We start from the raw sequence: 18,971 nt of genomic DNA, 5'->3' as shown, positions 1-18,971 counted from the left end.
TAAAGACGTATTTTACGTGGGCAAAATCCCCCAGAAACATCTATCCAGAACGCCGATTGGCATTTCATTCCCAAATTTTGGCACTCATTCATTACCGAGAAAAATCATGAGAAAGAATGCTTTCACTCTCGTCGAACTCCTGGTCGTCATTGCGATCATCGGCGTTTTGATTGCTTTGTTGCTGCCGGCGGTTCAACAAGCCCGCGAGGCCGCTCGCCGCATGCAATGCACCAACAATCTGAAGCAAGCGGGCCTGGCGCTGCACAACTACCATGACACCTTCGGCAAGCTGCCGGCGATGTGCGGCGGCACCGGCAATGGTCCGATCCACAATGACAATCGCCTAGGCGGCTGGGTTGCGCTGCTGCCGTTTGTCGAACAAGGATCACTGTACAACCAAATCACGTCATCGCTGACGATCGATTCGACCACCTATCCGCCATATGGCGACAATCCGTGGAACAGCAGCTATACGCCATGGCTGACCAAGCTTTCGTTTCTCCGCTGTCCGTCCGATCCGGCGACTCCGGCCGAGAGTGACTTTGGATTCTCGAACTATGCGTTCAGCATGGGAGACCGGCCGGCATGGGCAGGCTCGACCAACCCAACGAGCGGCATGTTCGGCTTCCATAGCTGGAAGAATTTCGCCAGCGTCACCGATGGATTGAGCAATACGCTGGCCCTCGGAGAACGAGCCGTCGGTGAAGTGAGCACGATGAAAATCCGGGGAGGCGTCGCGATCGCTTCGGACGTGTGGAACAGCGGATCGGAATATGACGTTACCCCTGCCAGCTGCGCCGCCAAACGGGGACAGAGCGGAAACTATCTGAGCAGCGTGACGGTGAAAGAATACCCTGGACGTCGCTGGGCGGACGGAGCGCCCCTTTATTCCGGAGTTCTAGCGATCTTGCCGCCAAACAGTCCGTCGTGCTTGCTGGACGACTGGGACGGACGCCAGGCGATTATTTCGGCGACCAGTTATCACCCAGGCGGAGTGAACGGTGCGATGGGAGACGGATCGGTTCGTTTCTTTACGGATACCATCGATGCAGGGAATCAATCGCTGGCCCCTTCCAATGGGGCATCCAACTACGGAGTTTGGGGAGGCCTCGGAACGGTGAGCGGCGGCGAAGTGAATCGCTCCTAACCACGGATCTTCTCAACTATTTGCGTCCTGTTGATGCAATTCGGCGCGTCCGTATAACTGGGGCGCATCGCAGTTGTTCTTTCCCCATCAGTGATTTGGAACCGATACGATGCGATATTTTCAACTAGGAGCGTTCATGCTCCTTTTCGCCGGATGTTACGGCGGCTCCCAATTGCCCAATTCTGTTCATGTCGCCGGAATTGTGACGCTTGACGGCGCTCCGCTTGAAGGAGCGACGATCGCGTTCGCACCGGAGGACGCAGTCGGACGATCGGCGACGTCAATGACCGATGAAGCGGGCCGTTTTTCGATGGGCACCCTCGCTATAAATGACGGAGTCGTCTGTGCAAACTATAATGTTACGATCGCCAAGACCGAGGTCGATCCTTCGAATCAGGTCACCGATCCCCAAGCTTACTACGAGCGGACGGGTCGGCCGGCGCCGGGTCCGAAGATGACTTACATCGTTCCGAAAAAGTACAACAGCGTCGCTACGTCCGATCTCAACGTCATGATTGATGAGCCGCGAGATGATCTACGTTTTGAGCTGTCGTCGAATTAGCAGAAACAGACGATTTAATGCGTGAATTGTGCCTTGTTATTGGGCTGATTTGTCTTGGAGATATTGCGGCGGCGAACGAAACCGTTCCGCTGTCGACCTTAGATCTTTCACAAATGTCGTCTGGATGGAGCGTACCGAAAGCGAACGCCAACATCATGGGCGAAGCGCTTTCGATCCGCGGCGAAAAATTCGCACAAGGAATTGGTACGCACGCATCTAGTCGACTACGACTGCAGCTTAAACGGAACGCACTCCGATTTCGCAGCGTCATCGGCATTGACGATAGCGCTGGCGGGCAAGGCGCTGCACAATTTCGAGTCTTCGCGGATCGCAAACTGATTTTTCACAGTGGTCCAGTCACCGGAAAGAGCCCCGCCCAGCGGATTGATCTAGATGTCGCCAACGTAAGCGTCTTGGAACTTGTCGTTGATGATAATGGCGACGGCAGTTCTCACGATCACGCCGATTGGGCTGACGCAAAGTTGACGCTGCGCAACGACCAACCTCTGCCGCAGGTTCTTGCCCCGTTCGAAACGATCGATCTGAAAACCGCGTCGTTTCAACTCCGCTTTATCGTGGGAGAAGATGGACGGCTCTACCAGTCTCCCATTGGCGCAGCGGAAGAGAAATCACCGTCCAACCGCAACCAGGTCGCCTATCCTCAGGGTGGGGATGGGTATGTGTGGGAGCCGGCGCTGCAAGTGGTCCACGCAAACGGCGACCGCTCAACCTCGCTCCGCTTTGTGGATGTTGAGCGCACAAGTCTTGATGACGAACGTCAGCAGATTCGCATCCGCCTGCAAGATGACGTTTACCCACTATTGGTTGAGCTCTATTTTCGTCTTGATCCGGCCCACGACGTGATCGAGGAATGGCGCCATATTCATCATCAGGGGGAAGGCGAGATCGCGCTCGAGCGGATGGCGTCCTCTAGCTGGTTGTTCAACGCCCCCGATTTGCATCTATTACATTTCCACGGCGATTGGGCCGACGAAATGAATCCGATCGCCGAGAAATTGACTCCCGGCGTCAAATCGATCGAATCGCTACTGGGGACCCGTGCAACTCAGTTTGTCGCCCCCTCGTTGGTGCTCTCCTTGGATGGCCAACCGCAAGAAAATCGAGGCCGCGTCATCGCCGGTTCGCTGGCCTGGTCCGGAAATTTTCGAGCGGCGTTTGAGCATAACGGTTCGCAAGTACGAGCCCTCTGCGGTCTCCATCCGCTAGGATCTACCTACCATTTGTCCGCCGGCGAAAGCTTTCAAACGCCGACGATGATCTGGGTGAGCAGCAATCACGGCTTAGGCGAAATGAGCCGCAAATTTCATCGCTGGGCGCGGGAGCATGCGATTCGCGACGGAGACAAGCCGCGTGACACAATGCTCAACAACTGGGAGGCGACCGGTTTTGACTTTGACCAACAGCGGATCGAAAGCCTATTCCAGCCGGCGGCGGATGTCGGCTTCGAGCTCTTCCTGCTCGACGACGGCTGGTTTGGCGACAAGTATCCGCGTGTCAATGATCGCGCCGGGCTAGGAGACTGGCGACCGAACCCCAACCGTTTTCCGCAGGGAATGGAGCCGATCGCACAATCGGCGATCCAACATGGCATGCGGTTTGGGATTTGGATTGAACCGGAGATGGTAAATCCTCAGAGCGTGCTGTACGAGCAGCATCCCGACTGGGTCATTCGTCAGCCTCAGCGAGAACTCGACTACCAGCGGACGCAGTTGGTGCTCGATTTAACGCGCCCCGAGGTCCAACAGTTTGAGCACAGTGCGATTCAGGAGACGCTAAAGACTCGTGGCGTAAGCTGCGCCAAGTGGGACGCCAATCGCTATGTTACGCAGCCCGGATCCGCTTTTTTAACGTCGGGGAAACAGACCCATTTATGGATCGACTACACGAACAACCTTTACCAATTAATGCAGCAAACGGCTGTTGAATTCCCTCACACGGAACTGATGCTATGCGCCGGCGGAGGCGGTCGCGTCGACTACGGCGCATTGCGATATTTCCATGAGTTTTGGCCGAGCGATAATACGGACGCCGTGCGTCGCGTGGCGCTGCAATGGGATTATTCCTATTTCTTTCCGGCAATCTCGATCTGCAGTCATACGTCGAAAATGGGGGAGCGCCCGCTCCATTTTGCGACCGCCGTTTCGATGAGCGCCCGCATGGGAATGGATATCGACCTGGCGGCTCTTTCTCCTGAAGAAATTGAAACTTGTCGTAGTGCGATTTCCAGCTATAAAAAGTTCCGCGACGTCATTCATCTAGGCGACCAGTACCGCATCGAATCGCCGCATGATGGCAAACGTAGCGTGGTGAACTTTGTGGCGCAGGGACAAGACCGAGCAATCCTCTTTGTCTATCAACTGGCGGAAGAAACGCCCCGCGTGGCCAAGCCGCAAGGGCTCGATCCGCATAAAAGCTATCACCTAACCGAGCGCCATCCGCAGACCGGACGCCCGCCGCTGGCCGAAGCAGGCGTCTCCAAGCTAGGAAAAGAATGGATGGAGCAGGGAGTCCGCTTGTCGACTTCTGCAGCGATCCAAGCGACGATCCTCGAATTTACGGCGAATGACGCAACGTGAATCGGAGCAAGCTACCACGATCTCAAGTTGTGCTCCTGCTGATCGAATCGTCGCGCGGCTATGGTCGCGCGTGCCTCCAAGGGGTCGCCGACTATTGTCGTATTCACCGAAATTGGCAGATCCTGCATGTCGAGCGGCGCTTGAATGAAGCGCTTCCCGAGGCAATTCAGCATTGGAATATCGACGGCGTCATCACGCGCATCGAAACGGATGACGTAATGGAGACGATTGACCGGCTCGGCAAGCCGACCGTCGATCTGCGCGGCTCTTACTTCCCCCAACAGGGAGCGACTTTTGATACCGATCATGTCGCATGCGCCGAGATGGCTGTCGAACATTTTGTCGAACGAGGTTTGCGAGATATCGCCTATTGCGGGTATCCAGGAATCGACTTTTCCGACCTGCGAGCGGCGCCATTTGAGCAGATCGCCCACCAACATGGTTGCCGTACGCATAGCTTTGTCGGCGGCCAGGCGGATCGGGATGCGATGGTTCGTGAACTGCTGGGAGAATCGGAAATCAACGAACTTGGCCAATGGGTTCAAGGTCTCCCGCGTCCCTGCGGCATTCTCGGCTGCAACGACGTTCGCGCGCGGCAAGTCCTGATGAGTTGCAAACTTGCCGGCGTCGCTGTTCCAGAAGATATCGCGCTGCTAGGAATCGACAACGACCTGACGATCTGCAATCTGGTGACGCCGCTGCTCAGCAGCATCGAACCCGATGCGCATCGCATCGGTTACGAAGGCGCCGCGAGCCTGGATCGGCTAATGAAGAACGAGAAGGTCGAGAAACACGTTTTGATTCCACCCAAGGGAATCATCGTCCGCGGCTCCTCTGACGTGATGGCGATCGCTGATCGTGAAGTCGCCGCGATCGTGCACTATATCAACGAGCATGCTTGTAGCGGGCTATCGGTCGAAATGATCGCCAACCAATTCCACTTAAGCCGCTCCTCGCTGGATCGCCGCTTTCAACAGGAATTGGGGCGCGGCATCAAATCAGAGATCGACCGCGTGAGAATTGATCACGCCAAGGCGCTGCTGCGATACACCGATTTAAAGCTGATCGCCATCGCTCACCACACGGCATACTCTTCGGCCGCGAAACTGGTCTCAGCGTTCAAACGGATTACCGGCGTTACGCCGGGCGCATATCGGTCGAATTGGCAATAATATTGCGAGGGGACGGACAATCAGACGTGCGTCCCAGAATTCTACTCGTATCCTGCAGCCTAAAACTTCGGGCGATCCAATGACATGAACTGATCGACCGTTTCGGGCGGTTCCGGCTCGCTGCTCCCGAACATCGAGCCCCACCAAGAGTTGCTCGAAGTTTTCTTCGGCTTCTTCAGGCTCGGAATTACTTTCTTCTTCGGCTTGTCGCTGGCGTCATCAAACGGGTTCAAAAAATCGGCCGTTTTGCTGAAGAACTGCTGCGTGCTCGACCCCATCTTCGATAGCGTGCTCGGTTCTTTTTTGGCCGTCCTTTTGGCCGGCTTGCTGGCGAACGGGTTATAGTCTCCCCAATCGGCCTGGGCCGGACTGCTGGTTAGCGCTAGCAGAAACAGGCCCAACAGCGCTAAATTCATCCATTTCCGATACATGACTCGCTCTCCTTCCGCAGTGTGTTGAGACTTGCGGCGCAGACTTTGTCAAAAAGGCCAGTCGGCGTCTAGAGCAATCCAGGGGAAACCGCAAGGTCGTAATCCGCTGACGACGGACCGCTGACGCATTGTCCACTAGGGGGCAATTCTTTAGCATTGAGCGTTTCCTGCACTCAACTTGCCAGAAAGTCGGCTGAAAATGAGCAAAATCGGTTTCCTAGGCGCCGGCCAGATGGCGCAAGCCCTTGCCAGCGGCTTCGTGCGAGCCGATCTGGTCCACCCGGCCGATATAATCGCGGTCGACCCGTTTCCGGCGGCTCGGGCCAGTTTTGGTCAATTGGTTCCCGGCGCCAGTGTTAGTGACAGCGCCGCGAAACTAGCGGCCGAAGTCGATGTGATCGTCTTGGCGGTCAAGCCGCAGATGCTGCAAGCGGCGATCGCTGGGCTCGGCGTGATCGGCGATAACGTGCTGCTGGTCTCGATCGCAGCCGGTACGTCACTGGCCCGCTTGGCCGAATGGACCCGGTCCACGCGGATCATCCGCGTGATGCCGAATACGCCGTGCCTGATCGGCGAAAGCGCCTCGGCCTTTTGCACGGCGGAAGGCGCGACGTCCGACGATGTCGCACTGGTCGAGAAATTGCTGAGCGCCGTCGGCGTAGTGCGGAAAGTCGACGAAAAGCTGATGGACGCGGTTACGGGGCTATCAGGCTCGGGTCCGGCCTATGTGTACGTGCTGATTGAGGCGCTCGCCGACGCCGGAGTTCGGGTCGGCTTGCCGCGCGATGCGGCGTTGCAACTAGCGGCCCAAACGGTGCGCGGCGCCGCCGGCATGGTGCTGCAGACCGGCGATCACCCCGGCGTGCTCAAAGATCGCGTCGCTAGTCCCGGTGGGACGACGATCGCCGGATTACAAGCGCTGGAGGCAGGCGGATTTCGGTCGGCGGCGTATGATGCGGTGATGGCGGCCACCGCCAGGTCAAAGGAATTAGGGGCGGAATAATTCTGCGGGCGCCCCTTTCCCGCGAAACTATAATTTACTGCAGGCGGTTACCAGGCGACCAGCGCCTTGAGGAGATGTTGAAATGTCTTCGTTGTTTTGCATGATTGACGACAAGCACGTTCCCCTTTACCGGATCCTATGGATCGCGGACGTGCCGCACTTTTGCGGCGCTGAAGATTGCTTGTGCGAAGGTCAGTACGAAGTCCGGCTGGAACAAGGCGAGTCCCTATGGACGAACCGCGAAGAACGGGACACCGTCATCGCTGCGCTCGAGCGCTGGCATGCGGGAGATGACTTTGACGATGTCGAAGGGGAAGAACCCTGGGACTAGCGTTTTTTTGAAATGTCGCGCCGGCAATCGGCAAGAAATAAAATTCGGCCGCAGCGAGTGATCGCGACGGCCGTTTTTCGTTCGCTTGATTCTGAGCGCCGATCAAGCGGCGACGTCGCTACTTCTTTTTCTTCGCCGTTTTTTTTACGGCCGCTTTGGCCGATTTCTTTTTGGCGGTTTTAGCGGTCTTCTTGGCGGAAGTGTCGCTCTTCTTCGCAGGCTCTTTGCCGAACGCAGATTCCCAACCGCTGGAATACTTTTGATTGGAACCAAGGCGAATAATGGACACGGCTCAATACCTCGTAGTTAAACAGATTCTTTGAATTGCTTGGGGTAAGCATTTGTTGTTAACGGATCGCCGCCGCAAGGTCAAGACTCTGCGGCAATGCGAATCCGGATATCGCACGTTTAATGTTGCAGCTTTTTGTACTTGAATCGCGGCGGCTGATCAGGATTGATGCCGAGACGTTCTTTTCGCTGACCTTCGTACGTGCTGAAGTTTCCTTCGCACCAGTGAACGTACCCATCTCCCTCAAACGCCAGGATATGGGTCGCCAGACGGTCGAGGAACCAACGATCGTGGCTAACCACCACAACGCATCCAGCATAGTTCATGATCGCTTCTTCGAGTGCTCGCAACGTGTCGACATCCAAGTCATTCGTCGGTTCGTCCAACAGTAGAACATTCGAGCCACGACGCAACAGCGCCGCCAAATGGACGCGATTCCGCTCACCGCCAGAGAGCACGCCCACCTTCTTCTCTTGGTCCGGGCCGCGGAAGTTAAACCGCGAAACGTACCCGCGTGAATGAACTTTGCGATTGCCCATCACGATGGTGTCGTGCCCGCCTGAGATTTCCTGAAAGACTGTCTTCTCGGGATCGAGCGCGTCACGCGACTGATCGACGTAACCCATCTCGACCGTCGTACCGATCCGGAATTCGCCGGAGTCAGGTTCGGTCTGGCCGGTCAACATGCGGAACAGGGTGGTCTTGCCGGCGCCGTTGGGGCCAACCACGCCGATGATGCCGCCAGCCGGGAGATGAAAACTGAGATTGTCGATCAAGACGTTGTCGCCATACGCTTTGGTGACGTTCTTGGCCTCGATAACCAGATCGCCCAAGTGCTTGCCCGGCGGGATCTGGATCTCGAACTCGTCGTTGCGTTCTTCAAATTGCTCGGCCGACAGTTTCTCGTAGGCGTTGATCCGCGCCTTACCTTTCGACTGCTTCGCTTTCTGCGAACTGCGAATCCATTCCAACTCGTTAGCCAGAAATTTCTGACGCGCCTCAGACTGCTTTTCTTCCAGCGCCAGTCGTTTCTGCTTCTGCTCAAGCCAAGCCGAATAGTTCCCTTCGTACGGATAGCTGCGGCCATGCTCGATTTCGAGAATCCAACCGGCGACATTGTCCAGGAAGTAGCGATCATGGGTGATCGCGACAATCGTGCCGTGATAGGCCTGCAGGTGATGCTCGAGCCACAAGATCGATTCGGCGTCGAGATGGTTGGTCGGTTCGTCTAGCAGCAACAGATCCGGTTTTTTCAGCAGCAGCTGACAGAGAGCGACGCGGCGGCGCTCACCGCCGGAGAGCTTGGAGACGTCAGCGTCGCCGGGAGGCAGGTTCATCGCGTCCATCGCGATCTCAATCTCGCGATCAAGCTCCCAACTGTTGGTCGCTTCGATCTCGTCCTGCAATTTGCCCATCTCTTCGTAGAGCGCGTTCATCTCATCGTCTTCGAGCGGTTCTCCCAGCTTCATGCTGATTTCGTTGAACCGCACGAGCAGGTCCCGTCGATGGGCGACCGCCTCTTCGACGTTTCCATACACATCTTTTTCGGGATTGAGTTGCGGCTCTTGCGACAGATAACCGACCGTAAAACCGGGAGTTAACTGCGCAACGCCATCAAACTCCTTATCGATGCCTGCCATGATCTTGAGAATGGTGCTCTTTCCGGCGCCGTTCCGCCCCAGCACGCCGATCTTGGCGCCGGGGTAGAAAGCGAGCCACATCTCTTTGAGGATCTCGCGCTGGCCGAACTTTTTGTTCAAATTCTCAATCGTGAAGATATGTTTTTTACCCATGCAGGAACTCTCTAACGTCTTTCGTAGCTAGCGTTTAGTGGTGATGCGGGTAATGTAGAATCGCAACCGATTATAACGATTTTAGGCAATCAATCTGCCCGCTGAATATCGACAGGAAGAATTCTTCCCGAAGGAGCGAATTAAGGGTTGTAAGATCGAAATAGCGTGATATCATGATGCCAACGAACATTAGTTCGGGCAAAGACTCTTATCTTAACTCCACGCGATCGTTAGCGGCCTCGACTTCGAGCACCCACCAGCTCGCCCCGCCTGTCGAGACTGTAATACGAGCGATGATCCCGTTCATGGGCGCGACTGTTCCCAACAGTCGCGCCTGTTTTTTTGCGCTGCCGGCATTGCTCGATAACTCCGGCTGCATCAGCAGCAGTCCTGCCCAACTCTTTTCGCGTTCGCCATCGACTTCCGTCGGATCGTTAAATCCAGGTCCACAAGAGCAGGGCGGCACTGCTGGGCAAGCCAGACAGTGGCGACCGAAATCTTAATGGTGACAAAACACTAGCCCGCAGCGCCAGCGAGGGAATGCGGTCGCCACTTCAATCCGTGTTGGTATCGCCGACCGCATTCCCTCGCTGGCGCTGCGGGCTAGTACGGCGGTCGACTTGATTCCGACCGTATTATACCGCTCTTCATCCGTGGCTTCGCCGCGTTCTATTGTAAGGGCTAGCCGCCGGCTCTGTCATTGCCGGCGCCGCGTTCTTCACGAATAGCCGGTTATTCCCACTCGATCGTCGCCGGCGGTTTCGTACTGATGTCGTAACAGACGCGGTTGACCCCTTTGACTTCGTTGATGATTCGCGTCGAAATCCGCGCCAGCACTTCGTACGGCAGGTAGCTCCAGGTAGCGGTCATAAAGTCGTCGGTGTTGACGCAACGGACGGCGACCGCATTTTCGTAGGTGCGTGCGTCGCCCATCACGCCGACGCTTTGCACCGGCAATAACACGGCGAACGCTTGCGACGTTTGACGATACAGGCCGGCTGCTTTGATCTCGCTGACGACGATCGAGTCGGCCTCACGCAGCACGGACAATTTTTCTTCGGTCACGTCGCTCAAGCAGCGAACCGCCAGACCGGGACCGGGGAACGGATGTCGCCAGACCAGATCTTCCGGCAGCCCCAATTCCAGCCCCAGCTTGCGAACTTCGTCTTTGAACAAATCACGCAGCGGCTCGATCAGCTCAAAGCCGAGCTCTTTCGGCAATCCGCCGACATTATGGTGCAACTTGATCGTCGCCGCCGGGCCGTCGAGCGCGGCGCCGCTTTCAATCACGTCGGGATAGAGAGTCCCTTGCGCCAGAAACTTGGCGTCTTTGATCTTGCGCGCTTCGGCCTTGAAACATTCGACAAACTGGTAGCCGATGCGGCGACGTTTCTCCTGCGGCTCGGTGATCCCGGCCAGTTCTTTCAGGAAATCGTCTTTGGCGGCGACCACATGCAAGTCGGTCTTAAAATGCTTCGTAAACTCGGCGATTACCGACTCGGCCTCTTGCTTCCGCAACAAGCCGTTATCGACCAAGATACAGGACAATTGCGGGCCAATCGCTTGATAGAGCAGGGCAGCGACCACGGCCGAATCAACGCCGCCAGAGAGGCCGCAAATCACGCGATTGCCGCCGACACGCTCGCGAATTTCGGCGATCGTCTGCTGGGCGAAGTCGTGCAGCTTCCAACGACCTTCGCACTGGCAAACCGAAATGACAAAGTTGCGGAGAATCTGGAATCCCAGCGGCGTGTGGGTCACTTCCGGATGAAACTGCATCGCGTAGAGCGGCAGTTCTTTGTGTCGCATCGCGGCGATCGGACAGGTCGACGTGCTGGCCAACGATTCAAACGATTCGGTCACATTGGTGACCTGATCGCCGTGACTCATCCAAACGTCGGTCTCGCTGGGCAAACCGCCAAACAGGTCCTCATTCGGAGTAATGCTGATCTTGGCGTGACCATATTCACGTTGCGACGTGTTTTTCACCTGACCGCCGAACGCCTGGCAGATCAGTTGCATGCCGTAGCAGATGCCGAGCACCGGAATCCCCATCGCAAACAGCCCCGGATCGCACTGCGGCGCTCCTTCTTCATAAACGCTGGAGGGCCCGCCAGAGAGAATGATGCCGCGCGGGTTATGCGCCGCGATCCGCTCGACCGAGATGTCATGCCGCACGATTTCGCAATAGACGTTTTGCTCTCGTACGCGGCGAGCAATTAGCTGGGCGTACTGCGAACCAAAGTCGAGGACGAGTATCTTTTCGTCAGAGATGCGAGAGGCGTCAGAGTTGTGATCAGGCGCAGGAGCCGTCATCGTCATCCTTCCGTCGAAACCGGAAAACGAAAAAGCCCGCCCAGAAACCGGCGGGTGAAGGAAACCGCGTATTATATCGCGATCGCCAAATGCTGCAAACTAGCTCCGCCGCTAGCGCCCGACTGCGGAAAGGCGCGATTCATGAAGATTGCCCAACACGTCTCCCTCGTTGGTTCTTCCCCGGTTTACCCCTGCCGCGGCCCCGCCTAGCATGAAGACCAAATCGGATCTTTGCGCTCAATCGGCCTTCCCTGCGCTCTATTGGATGGAACAATGGAAATCTTGCTGACGAACGATGACGGAATTTACGCCCCCGGATTGGCCGCGATGGAGCGCCAACTGCAAAAACTGGGAAATGTCACCGTGGTTGCTCCCGCGACTGAACAAAGCGGCGTCGGGCACTCCATTACTTTTCTCAGCCCCCTGGTCTGCAAAGAAGCGTACGACGGCGATCGGCTCCGCGGTTACGCCGTCGAAGGGAGCCCGGCCGACTGCGTCAAGATTGGCGTTTTCGAGTTTTGCAAAAAACGCCCTGATTTGATCGTCAGCGGCATCAACGGCGGGCTAAACGCCGGGATCAACGTTCTCTACTCCGGCACAGTCGCCGCCGCGATCGAAGGCGCCTTCTTTGGCATCACCAGCGTCGCGGTCTCGCTGGAATGGGACGAAAACCCGCAGTTTGACGTCGCCGCACTCAAAGGACGCGAGATCATCGAGAAGATTCTGGCTCAAAAAGGAGAGCCGGCGCAGCTGTTCAACCTTAATTTTCCGACCGCCGCGCTGCGGAAAAAATCGATTGTGCAGGTCGTACCGATGGGTCTGGCCCGCTACGGCGAACATTTTATCAAGCGAAAAGACCCCCGCGGCCGCGACTATTACTGGTCGACCGGCGATCCCAAACCAGAGCACGGCTCGGAAGAAACTGATCTTTCGGCGCTCGAGAAGGGGGACATCACCCTCACTCCGCTCCACTTTAATTTGACCGAGAGTGCTTATCTTGACCGAATGAAGTCTTGGGATTTGCAAATCGCTGACTAGACTGGAAGTTACCCCCCAGTTCTGCATGGCGAATTTCGTCATGCCGTATGTTGTCGCAATTGAAGCGACGGCTCTCTGATTTGATCGCCGCAAGTCGTAACGGACGCGCGCGGCGATGCGCCGAACTCCCTGTTCGAACCATGAACGTATGCCGCGTTATTACCGGCCTGTGCCTGGTATTTGCTGCCGTATCCTCCGCCTATGCACAAGATTGGCTAACCTCGCCCAGCTTCTATAGCCATAGTCAAGAGACAGGGGACCGCGTTGCGCAGTACTCGCCTGACCCGACCGTCAATCAACCGTACAACCCCAGCTACATGAGCTCTGGCTATCGCCAGTTCCGCAGCCGAATCGGCACCGGCGGCAGCGTTGACAACTACCACATCGTCCAAGAATGGGGGCGACCCGTTCGACCTTACGGCGAATGGTTGCATCCGTATCGCCCTTACTCGGTCCCGTATCAATTGTGGGGCGCCCCCTACCAAGGCTTGGGGCCGACCTTCAACAACAATTTTGGCGGCTTTCCCCAACCCTACGGTCCCGGCGGCGGCTACGGACCTGGTGCTGGAGGAGGACCGGGCTATGGTCCCGGCGGTTACCCGGGCTATCGCGAAGGGGACATCTGAGCTGGTACGTCAGTCCTTGCCCAATGATGTTCGGCAAGATCGCCCCGTTGGGGCTGCGTAATTTCGCGGACGAAAACCCAGGGCTTCGCCCTGGGCTACTTTAGCGCCGCCCCTTCGGGGCTGAAGACATCAGATCGTTCTTTGCTTACCGGCGCCGGACATCGTCAGGCCAAAGGCCTGACCTATATCCGCTTTCCCGTTTCCGCTTTCCGCTTTTCCTCTACTTCTTCCCAATCCGATACAGATTGCCTTCGGTACGCAGCACAATCGCGCCGTCTAGCAGCAGCGGCGAGGCCATGATTTGGCCGGCGATTTGGTTTTCGGCAAGCACTTTGAATTCGCGACTCGGGGCGACCACGATCGTTTTGCCGTCTTCATTGCAAAAGTAGATCCGCTCTTCGGCGATCGCCGGCGAGGCCGAATAGTTGCCCCCCAGTCGCTCGATCCAAACGGTTTCGCCGTTATCGGTATCAACGCAGGTTGCGACGCCGCGGTCCGAAACCATGAACAACAAGTTTTTCCAAACTACCGGAGAGGGCTTGGTCGGCACTTGTTTGTTCATCGTCCAACCAACGTGCGAATCGGTCACGTCGCCGTGGCCATTCACGCTCATCGCCCAAAGTTCGGCTCGGGTGAAACCGGTGCAGATGTAGACAACCCCATCTTTGAAGACGGGACACGGCACGTTCGAGAATCCGTCGCCGTGATCGACGCGCCACAGTTCTTCGCCCGAGAGTGGATCGTAGGCGCAGTCCCACTGAGCGCCGGGAATGATCGCCATCGTGCGACCTTCCCAAGTGACGATCAGCGGCGTCGCGTACGCCTTTTGCATGTCGCCATCTTCTTTGCGATGCGGGGGACGATCGGTCTTCCACATTTGCTTGCCGGTGTTCGCGTCGAGCCCGCAGACGTACTGCTGGTCGGCGCCGTCACAGGTCAAGATCATCACTCCGTCATGCAGCACCGGCGAACTGCCGGGCCCCACGTTATGTTGCAGCGGCAGTTGATTCTTCCAGACGAGCTCTCCTTTGATCGTATCGACGCAGCAAGTGCCATAGGTCCCAAAGTGGCAATACAAACGATCCCCTGCGAGCACAGGCGTCGGCGACGCGTAGCTGTTGGTCGAATGAATCGGATCGGGATCGTCGATGTAAAAGAGATCGACTTGCTTGCCAATCTTGCCGGTAGCGTAGTCGATTTCAATCGCCCGCAATTGCACCGACGCCGCTAGTTCGCTGGTGTTCTGTTGAAACTTCGGTTTCCCACGCAGCTTTTCCTCATACGCTTCCGGCGTAGCTTTCGTCGTGATCGCGGTGGTCAGCCAAAGCTTGCCGTTGGCCAAAACCGGCGAGGACCATCCTTTCCCTTCGATCGGCGTTTTCCACGCGATGTTTTCTTCTTCTGACCACTTCAGCGGTACGTTGGTCGCTTCGCTGACGCCGTCGCCTGACGGGCCGCGAAAGCTCGGCCATGAATCTCCAGCCCAAGCAAGCGAACAGCTGACCAACGCAAACCATGTCGCGGCGGCCAGTCGATTTCGGAAGGTCATCGTGGGCGAACCTTTTTTAGGTAGACAGCGGAAGGGAAGGGGGAGGGAGGGGGCAAACAACTTAACTAGTCGAGATGGCAGCCGCCGCCGCCACACTGCGGAGCGCCGCAGCCGCCCATGGAACTCGGCGGAGCCGTCATCGGCAAGCTTTGCGAAGCTCCGCTGGTATGCGCGGCCGGCACGCTCCATGCTTTTTCGAGCTTAGTCGCACCGCACTGGGGGCACGCGGCCGACTCGTCGCCGCGGACCAGCGTCTCAAACTCACAATTACACTCGGTGCAAACGTATTCAAACAGCGGCATCGTCGTACGGCTCCTTCGGGATCGATTTCCCAGCGCGGGGGGTTTGTCTTATCATACAGGTCGGGGCTTGCTCTCGAATACGCCAAACCGACCGCCGCTATTATGCCCAAACCTACCAGTTTTCCGCAAATCACTCGGCAGCAGGTCCGCGCCGTCGACCAGATCGCGATCGAGCAATTCGGCGTCCCCGGCGTCGTTCTTATGGAAAATGCAGCTTTGGGGTGCGTTGATATTCTAGCCGCGCGCTCGGCCCAATGCGTCCGAATCTGCTGTGGAAAAGGGAATAACGGCGGCGACGGGCTGGCGATGGCCCGGCACTTAGAACTGTTGGGGATACCAACCCAGACGCTGCTCTTCTGCCCGGCAGGGGAAATCACCGGCGACGCGGCGATCCAATTAAACATCCTGCAGAAGAGCGGACTGCCGCTAGAGATCATCCCCGCCAACGTGACGGACGAGGCGCTCGATCGGTTGTTGCTCGACGCCGATTGGATTGTCGACGCACTGCTAGGAACCGGAATCAAGGGAAACCCGCGTGCCCCCATGGATCGCGTGATCCGTGCGATCAATCGCAGCAAAGCCCAACGCATGGCGGTCGACCTGCCCAGCGGACTCGACTGCGACGCCGGCACACCGGGCGATCCGACAGTCCAAGCGACAGTAACGGTGACATTCGTAGCGCCCAAGATCGGCTTCGCAACGGAAACTGCGAAACCTTACCTGGGAGAAGTGGTCACGGTTGGTATTGGCGCGCCGCGTCAGGCGATTGAGCAAGCGATGAGAGAGGGACTTTGAAAGGGATCTACATCGAAGGGGTCGGTTACACCGGACCACCGGAAGTGGAAAAGCTGGATGCGCCCGAGCAACCTTCACCAGCGCCTCCACGGCCGCGGCCTGTGCAAATAACGCCGAGCGATTTGCTGGCGCTGCCGCTATCAGTCGGTGTCGTGCTGTGGCTTTATTTGACCTTGTCGCTGAAAACCGGACTGATCGTATCCGCAATCGCCTTGTTGCTCGGCGGCGTGCTTTCGTGCTGGCCCAATCAGAAAGAAGGGAGCGATCCCCAGGAATCTCCGCCGCCAAACGATTGGCCGACCGCCTGGCTGATGCGGTTGCGATACAGTTTGATCAGCTTTGTCTTTGGATTCACCTGCTCGTTGGGAATGGTCGTACTGACACTATTTGTGACGAATTTGCTCGCCACCACCGGGCTCCATTGGTTTGATGGCAATGCGATTTTCACTTTGGCGGGTTATGAGATTCAATGGCTCTCATTGATGGCCGGCGCGATCGGCTTTGGTTTGCCAAAGCTGGGAGAAAAGATGACTCGCCCTGCACGCTACTTCGCGCTGAACATCTTGCCAGGCGTGCTGGAATTTGCCGTTCACCTGGTCCTAGGAATCCTACAACTGTTTGTGCAACTACTGGGCGGCATCTTGGGAGGCTAGCAGAAATGTCCGTCAGCGGACCTCATTACGATTGGCGGCCGATCGGTTGTTAGTGCAATCGAAAGGGATCGAGAATCCCTACTCACTGCTTTCTGCAAACAGAGGCGCCACCGCGATAGTGTAACTGTCAGAAGAACTGGCGTTCGGGGCGCGCCACGAATTTAGAAATCTAAATTAGCGTTACTCGCCGTGGGTACGCCATCAGCATTTTTGCTTTGCAGGCGACCGATGGCCGCAAAGAAACCAAGTCTGACCGTCAATATTTTCGGGCTTATTATGCGTCTCTCAAAATAATGAAATCAGCTTCGCTTTGCGCACATATTTGGCTACTTATAGGCAGATTCTGACTGGAACCACGCGCATGCTCCACATCTAATTATCGCAAGAACATCTAGTTTTATTGTAACTTCTTTCGAGGCATGTCATGCGTATCAGCACTAATCGTTTCGGATTTACGTTAGTCGAACTTCTGGTGGTGATCGCCATCATTGGAGTTTTAATCGCGCTGCTGCTTCCTGCGGTGCAACAAGCGCGCGAAGCAGCTCGGCGAATGCAATGCAGCAATGGCCTGAAACAACAGGGACTGGCGCTGCACACCTACCACGACACCTTCGGTTCGTTTCCGCCGGGAGAGCTGACGCTCAGCCGCATCAGCTGGCAAGCGCTAATTTTGCCGATGCTGGAACAAAGCGCACTGCATGACAAGTTGAGCGACGAGGGGGCCTTCACTGCAAGAAACACGACCGACTTTCCGCTGTGGCACAACAACCCAGCGATTATCTCGGACGGTACGACCCCATTGGCCAAAACCGTGATTTCTGCTTACGTCTGCCCGTCTGATCCATCCGGCGATCTGAACGAACGTCTCAAATCGACCGACACGACCTACCCTGGAACCTACGCCAAATCGAACTATGTCGGCGCCTATACGGCAGCACTTTACAATAGTGCAGGCGCCAAAACAGACGACGTCAAAGCGACATTCTACGAAAACTCAAACGTCAAATTCCGCGACATCATCGATGGAACCAGCAATACGCTGATTGTCGTTGAGCGAGCGGCCGCCGCCCCGTATGACGGCTCCATGTGGATCGGATGGCACAAATTGACGGGCCCCGTTACCGATAGTCATGAGTATATGATTCGCGTGCGGATCAATCGTAAATCCAACGACACCGACTATGCGATCAACGGGATTCTTCGGCAAGCGGCCAGTAGTCTACACCCGGGCGGCGCTCAATTTTTGTTCGGGGACGGCTCAGCTCACTTTCTTAGCGAGACAATCGATGTCCAGACCTATTCCGCGCTAGGCACCCTGAATGGAGGAGAAGTCGTCGGCGCCTATTAGTCTCTGACTTTTACTTGGCGAGTCGATCTTCAAATTCATACCTTAGGAGAGAACCAAAGATGCATCGTTGTCGTTCAATCATGCTGTTCCTAGGAATCGTCCTTTGCTCTCTGTCTGGCTGCTGGCAAAGTGGAGGAATGATTTTGGGAGAAGTAACCGGAACCGTCACCCTGGACGGAAAACCGCTGCCAGACGCGATGGTGAGTTACTATCCCGAAGTAGGCGGCAGATCGGCTCACGGAGTTACCGACGCCGCTGGCCGATATCAACTTCGTTATACCGGCAGCAAGGATGGAGCCCCGGTCGGCGCTCATCGCGTCAAAGTTGAAGTTGGGGTGCAGTCGGGAGAAGGACCGCCGAAGAAGACCGCCAAGATTCCGCCGCTGCCGTCCAAGTACAACAGTGAATCGGAGCTCACCGCTGACGTGCAGCGAGGCTCCAACACGATCGACTTTACGCTTCACTCCAACTAAGCGAAAAAGCCCCAGAAAGAGTTCTGTCTCTTTCTGGGGCTTTCCTGATTTTGAGCGTAAAAGCCGCCGCTTCCACGGCGTCATCTCTGCGACTCGGGCGATCTAGCGCCGCCCCTTCCGCTTGGCGGTATCTGCGGGAATCTCGAAGTCTTGTTCCGTGTTGTCGGCAGTCAGTACGGCCTCGGTATGATGCTCGTAGAACAGCATCGCGCGTGATTTCTCCCCTTCGATCGGCTGTATTTCTTCGATCCGCACCATGTTCGGCCCCGACTTGACGCCGCGGCCGCCTTTTAGGGTGCTGTAGCGACCGTCAATAATCTCGGCGAAGCCTTGCGGACCGTTGTTGCCGGCTCTCACGTCGGGCTCGAAATAAATCATGCCTCCCGACACCGGTTGGCCGTTGAAGGTGACGTTGCCGGTAACCTCGATCAGGCCCGGGATGCGGCTACTTCTACTGCAACCCAGGGTGAAAGTAACGGCGACGGCGAGACCGAGCCAACAGGTCAAGCGGCGTATCGATAGGTGAGGAGACATTGGGGCGGGGTT

Annotated in this window: 20 protein-coding genes; 12 read left to right on the top strand and 8 right to left on the bottom strand. The window is 56.7% G+C overall.

Going from position 1 to position 18,971, the window contains the following annotated elements; genetic code table 11:
- The first annotated feature begins 106 nt into the window (after positions 1-106).
- From M4951_RS10110 to M4951_RS10095, 4 genes are all read left to right on the top strand, one after another.
- The gene (locus M4951_RS10110; protein WP_262026362.1) at positions 107-1,147 is read left to right on the top strand and encodes a DUF1559 domain-containing protein; all 1,041 of its coding nucleotides are present in this window, start codon (positions 107-109) and stop codon (positions 1,145-1,147) included.
- A 109-nt stretch (positions 1,148-1,256) separates the two neighbouring features.
- On the top strand, positions 1,257-1,709 hold the full coding sequence (locus tag M4951_RS10105) for a carboxypeptidase-like regulatory domain-containing protein (protein WP_262026361.1): 453 nt from the start codon (positions 1,257-1,259) through the stop codon (positions 1,707-1,709).
- 17 nt (positions 1,710-1,726) lie between these two features.
- Positions 1,727-4,306, top strand: a complete 2,580-nt coding sequence (locus M4951_RS10100) for an alpha-galactosidase (RefSeq protein ID WP_262026360.1) — start codon at positions 1,727-1,729, stop codon at positions 4,304-4,306.
- Between the two features lie 29 nt (positions 4,307-4,335).
- Positions 4,336-5,478, top strand: a complete 1,143-nt coding sequence (locus M4951_RS10095; protein WP_262026359.1) for a XylR family transcriptional regulator — start codon at positions 4,336-4,338, stop codon at positions 5,476-5,478.
- A 59-nt stretch (positions 5,479-5,537) separates the two neighbouring features.
- On the opposite strand, the gene M4951_RS10090 is transcribed toward M4951_RS10095, so the two are convergent.
- Positions 5,538-5,909, bottom strand: coding sequence for a hypothetical protein (locus M4951_RS10090; RefSeq protein ID WP_262026358.1), 372 nt, complete (start codon positions 5,907-5,909; stop codon positions 5,538-5,540).
- A gap of 199 nt (positions 5,910-6,108) precedes the next feature.
- On the opposite strand from M4951_RS10090, the gene proC reads away from it, so the two are divergent.
- Entirely contained in the window at positions 6,109-6,912 is an 804-nt protein-coding gene (gene proC, locus M4951_RS10085) for a pyrroline-5-carboxylate reductase (RefSeq protein ID WP_262026357.1), read from the top strand.
- Positions 6,913-6,994: 82 nt separating this feature from the next.
- Complete coding sequence (locus tag M4951_RS10080; protein ID WP_002652521.1) at positions 6,995-7,243, top strand: hypothetical protein; 249 nt, start codon at positions 6,995-6,997, stop codon at positions 7,241-7,243.
- Positions 7,244-7,361: 118 nt separating this feature from the next.
- On the opposite strand, the gene M4951_RS10075 is transcribed toward M4951_RS10080, so the two are convergent.
- The 4 genes from M4951_RS10075 to guaA all read right to left on the bottom strand — a co-directional run bounded on the left by M4951_RS10075 (position 7,362) and on the right by guaA (position 11,641).
- Complete coding sequence (locus tag M4951_RS10075; protein ID WP_262026356.1) at positions 7,362-7,532, bottom strand: hypothetical protein; 171 nt, start codon at positions 7,530-7,532, stop codon at positions 7,362-7,364.
- A gap of 119 nt (positions 7,533-7,651) precedes the next feature.
- Positions 7,652-9,325, bottom strand: coding sequence for an energy-dependent translational throttle protein EttA (ettA, locus tag M4951_RS10070; protein ID WP_262026355.1), 1,674 nt, complete (start codon positions 9,323-9,325; stop codon positions 7,652-7,654).
- 208 nt (positions 9,326-9,533) lie between these two features.
- Complete coding sequence (locus M4951_RS10065) at positions 9,534-9,791, bottom strand: hypothetical protein (protein WP_262026354.1); 258 nt, start codon at positions 9,789-9,791, stop codon at positions 9,534-9,536.
- A gap of 266 nt (positions 9,792-10,057) precedes the next feature.
- The gene (gene guaA, locus M4951_RS10060; protein WP_410050424.1) at positions 10,058-11,641 is read right to left on the bottom strand and encodes a glutamine-hydrolyzing GMP synthase; all 1,584 of its coding nucleotides are present in this window, start codon (positions 11,639-11,641) and stop codon (positions 10,058-10,060) included.
- A 273-nt stretch (positions 11,642-11,914) separates the two neighbouring features.
- Here guaA and surE point away from each other — a divergent pair, with 273 nt between their 5' ends.
- Positions 11,915-12,679, top strand: a complete 765-nt coding sequence (gene surE, locus M4951_RS10055) for a 5'/3'-nucleotidase SurE (RefSeq protein WP_262026352.1) — start codon at positions 11,915-11,917, stop codon at positions 12,677-12,679.
- Between the two features lie 140 nt (positions 12,680-12,819).
- Positions 12,820-13,305, top strand: a complete 486-nt coding sequence (locus tag M4951_RS10050) for a hypothetical protein (RefSeq protein WP_262026351.1) — start codon at positions 12,820-12,822, stop codon at positions 13,303-13,305.
- Positions 13,306-13,525: 220 nt separating this feature from the next.
- On the opposite strand, the gene M4951_RS10045 is transcribed toward M4951_RS10050, so the two are convergent.
- Together M4951_RS10045 and M4951_RS10040 are read right to left on the bottom strand one after the other, a co-directional pair.
- Positions 13,526-14,854, bottom strand: coding sequence for a PQQ-binding-like beta-propeller repeat protein (locus tag M4951_RS10045; RefSeq protein ID WP_262026350.1), 1,329 nt, complete (start codon positions 14,852-14,854; stop codon positions 13,526-13,528).
- A 65-nt stretch (positions 14,855-14,919) separates the two neighbouring features.
- On the bottom strand, positions 14,920-15,156 hold the full coding sequence (locus M4951_RS10040) for an FmdB family zinc ribbon protein (RefSeq protein WP_262026349.1): 237 nt from the start codon (positions 15,154-15,156) through the stop codon (positions 14,920-14,922).
- A 102-nt stretch (positions 15,157-15,258) separates the two neighbouring features.
- Between M4951_RS10040 and M4951_RS10035 the strand changes: the two genes are divergently transcribed.
- The 4 genes from M4951_RS10035 (at position 15,259) to M4951_RS10020 (ending at position 18,425) form a co-directional block, all read left to right on the top strand.
- Positions 15,259-15,951: an NAD(P)H-hydrate epimerase gene (locus M4951_RS10035; RefSeq protein ID WP_262026348.1), complete on the top strand. Its 693-nt coding sequence runs from the start codon at positions 15,259-15,261 to the stop codon at positions 15,949-15,951.
- On the top strand, positions 15,948-16,604 hold the full coding sequence (locus M4951_RS10030) for a hypothetical protein (RefSeq protein WP_262026347.1): 657 nt from the start codon (positions 15,948-15,950) through the stop codon (positions 16,602-16,604). Before M4951_RS10035 ends, M4951_RS10030 begins: the two co-directional genes overlap by 4 nt.
- 424 nt (positions 16,605-17,028) lie before the next feature.
- The gene (locus tag M4951_RS10025; RefSeq protein WP_262026346.1) at positions 17,029-17,952 is read left to right on the top strand and encodes a DUF1559 domain-containing protein; all 924 of its coding nucleotides are present in this window, start codon (positions 17,029-17,031) and stop codon (positions 17,950-17,952) included.
- A 59-nt stretch (positions 17,953-18,011) separates the two neighbouring features.
- On the top strand, positions 18,012-18,425 hold the full coding sequence (locus M4951_RS10020; RefSeq protein WP_262026345.1) for a carboxypeptidase-like regulatory domain-containing protein: 414 nt from the start codon (positions 18,012-18,014) through the stop codon (positions 18,423-18,425).
- 102 nt (positions 18,426-18,527) lie between these two features.
- On the opposite strand, the gene M4951_RS10015 is transcribed toward M4951_RS10020, so the two are convergent.
- Positions 18,528-18,959 (bottom strand): hypothetical protein, encoded by a 432-nt coding sequence (locus M4951_RS10015; protein WP_262026344.1) that lies wholly within the window; start codon positions 18,957-18,959, stop codon positions 18,528-18,530.
- Between the last annotated feature and the right edge of the window lie 12 nt (positions 18,960-18,971).

The sequence above is a fragment of the Blastopirellula sp. J2-11 genome (genome assembly GCF_024584705.1).
Lineage (GTDB): Bacteria > Planctomycetota > Planctomycetia > Pirellulales > Pirellulaceae > Blastopirellula.
Note: the sequence above shows the minus strand (reverse complement) of the source record. Positions and strands in the feature narration are given on the sequence as shown.

Coding starts and splice junctions, on each gene's coding strand:
- M4951_RS10040 (WP_262026349.1), bottom strand. CDS start 15,156: ATGCCGCTGTTTGAATACGTTTGCACCGAGTGTAATTGTGAGTTTGAG.
- M4951_RS10020 (WP_262026345.1), top strand. CDS start 18,012: ATGCATCGTTGTCGTTCAATCATGCTGTTCCTAGGAATCGTCCTTTGC.
- M4951_RS10050 (WP_262026351.1), top strand. CDS start 12,820: ATGAACGTATGCCGCGTTATTACCGGCCTGTGCCTGGTATTTGCTGCC.
- M4951_RS10080 (WP_002652521.1), top strand. CDS start 6,995: ATGTCTTCGTTGTTTTGCATGATTGACGACAAGCACGTTCCCCTTTAC.
- surE (WP_262026352.1), top strand. CDS start 11,915: ATGGAAATCTTGCTGACGAACGATGACGGAATTTACGCCCCCGGATTG.
- M4951_RS10035 (WP_262026348.1), top strand. CDS start 15,259: ATGCCCAAACCTACCAGTTTTCCGCAAATCACTCGGCAGCAGGTCCGC.
- ettA (WP_262026355.1), bottom strand. CDS start 9,325: ATGGGTAAAAAACATATCTTCACGATTGAGAATTTGAACAAAAAGTTC.
- guaA (WP_410050424.1), bottom strand. CDS start 11,641: ATGACGGCTCCTGCGCCTGATCACAACTCTGACGCCTCTCGCATCTCT.
- M4951_RS10105 (WP_262026361.1), top strand. CDS start 1,257: ATGCGATATTTTCAACTAGGAGCGTTCATGCTCCTTTTCGCCGGATGT.
- M4951_RS10045 (WP_262026350.1), bottom strand. CDS start 14,854: ATGACCTTCCGAAATCGACTGGCCGCCGCGACATGGTTTGCGTTGGTC.
- M4951_RS10110 (WP_262026362.1), top strand. CDS start 107: ATGAGAAAGAATGCTTTCACTCTCGTCGAACTCCTGGTCGTCATTGCG.
- M4951_RS10100 (WP_262026360.1), top strand. CDS start 1,727: ATGCGTGAATTGTGCCTTGTTATTGGGCTGATTTGTCTTGGAGATATT.
- M4951_RS10015 (WP_262026344.1), bottom strand. CDS start 18,959: ATGTCTCCTCACCTATCGATACGCCGCTTGACCTGTTGGCTCGGTCTC.
- M4951_RS10090 (WP_262026358.1), bottom strand. CDS start 5,909: ATGTATCGGAAATGGATGAATTTAGCGCTGTTGGGCCTGTTTCTGCTA.
- proC (WP_262026357.1), top strand. CDS start 6,109: ATGAGCAAAATCGGTTTCCTAGGCGCCGGCCAGATGGCGCAAGCCCTT.
- M4951_RS10025 (WP_262026346.1), top strand. CDS start 17,029: ATGCGTATCAGCACTAATCGTTTCGGATTTACGTTAGTCGAACTTCTG.